This window comes from Bifidobacterium myosotis (assembly GCF_002259745.1).
Classification (GTDB): Bacteria; Actinomycetota; Actinomycetes; order Actinomycetales; family Bifidobacteriaceae; genus Bifidobacterium; species Bifidobacterium myosotis.
The window spans coordinates 1-1865 of sequence record NZ_MWWW01000052.1; the positions used below are offsets into that span (position 1 = coordinate 1).

Genomic DNA, 1865 nt, shown 5'->3' on the forward strand with positions numbered 1-1865 from the left:
CTTTCAGTCCTGCAATGGAAAGGAGAACGGACGGAAACGACCGCGGGAAACCGAAAGACGCCCGCACGACCACGCGACAGGCGCCCCTGCCGAATTCCATGCCCCTCCCCGTGTCCCTAGAAGAAAGGTTCCAGAACATGACTGGAAACACTAAGGTTTGGCGCGCCCCGCTCGCCGGCCTCGCCTCCGTCGCGATGATCGCGACCATGGGCGTCGCCGCCAGCACGGCCAACGCCGCGCCGCTGCAGACGCCTGACGTGCAGGTTACCCTGGACGCCAACGGCGGCAAGTTCGTCGGCTCCCCGTCCGATCCGAGCGTGGCCCAGTTCGTCGACACGGCGAAGACCAAGCTGCAGCTGACCGACAGCAAGCAGACCGACGCTCAGGGCGTGAACTACGCCGACGGCGTGTTCGAGCACCTGTATGACTGGTACGGTCTGGATAGCTTCGTTCAGGACAGCGGCTACGTGTTCACCGGCTGGTACACCAGCCCTGATGCCGGTGGCTCCGCCGTTGATCCGTCCTCTGCGCTGCAGGATGGCACCACGCTGTACGCCCACTGGGCGGTTGACTACACGGACGAGTCCGAGGAAGGCGTGACCTTCAACCTGCTGTATGGCCAGGAGGGCCACACCACCAAGGTTGTGAAGGAGATCGATCCGGATGGCGCCGCCAAGGTCGTGAACACCTCCTACGACGGCAACACCGTGTATGTTCGTCTGGCCGACGGCGATCAGGTCGCCGACTGGCAGGTCCCGTCCGAAGATGTGCCTGGCGACGGTTTCGTGTTCGGCGGCTTCGACGGCGTTTCCTCCGCGAAGCGCGGCACCAAGCTCGGCGTCAAGGCCGACAAGGGTGTTATCGTCAACTTCCCGGCAACCTCCAGGTACCAGTACTACAAGGACGGCGAGAACATCTCCGGCGGCAAGTTCGATGTCCTGCGCGGCGCTTCCCTGACCCCGTATCAGGCCGTCACGGGCGCTGGCACCTCCTCCGTGCAGCTCGCCGCCGGCTGGCAGTACTACGTGGGCAACGATCGCACCCACCCGACCGCCATCGAGGGCAGCACCCTGAACATCCCCGCGGGGTTGAGCGAGATCTGGCTGCTGGCCTACAACTTCCAGCCGGCCACGCAGTACAACGTGAGCGTGTCTGACGCGTACAACAAGAAGTCCTACTTCACGCCGTCCACGTCCACGTTCGAGGAGGCCTATGGCAAGACCCTCGAGGACGTCACCCGCGTGAACACCAAGGCCTTCGAAGGCTGGTACGATCCGGAAGCGACCGTCACCTACTATGACGCCGCCGGCAACCAGCACACCATCAAGAACAGCGAGTTCTTCAACTCCTACAACCTGACCGCATCCAACGTCACCGGCGCTTGGGACAACGCCGACCCCGTCAAGTTCGACTTCTCCGTGGCCTACGGCCAGGGACAGGTCAACGTGTGGGCCCTGTTCGACGCCGCCGCACGCTACCGCGCGTTCACGGTGAAGCCGCTGTACGACCAGGCCAAGTCCGTGACCGTCAAGCTGTACGAGGACAAGACCATCGGCGAGCAGCTCAAGGCCGCCGAATCCCAGTGGGAGCGTTCCGGCTACTCCATCGAGGGTTACTACACCCGCATCCAGAACGGCAAGGCGCTGGCCGGTTTCAAGGTGGACCTCGACTCCAAGGTCGACGACACCCACCCGGAGGGCGACACCCTGTACGTGAACTACACCGCCGATTCCAAGTACGGCAAGTACGGCCTGCTGTACAACCTCAAGCGCGGCTACTCCTACGTCAAGAAGAGCCATCACGGCAAGGTCACCTCCGTCGATGTCGACAAGGACAACGACGGCAAGTGGGACGTCTACTCTCCG

At 63.3% G+C, this 1865-nt stretch carries 1 protein-coding gene; it reads left to right on the plus strand.

Annotated features, from left to right (window positions below; genetic code table 11):
* Positions 1-137: 137 nt before the first annotated feature.
* The coding region (locus tag BMYO_RS11315; protein ID WP_158217005.1) for a hypothetical protein at positions 138-1865 on the plus strand (1728 nt) is incomplete at its 3' end.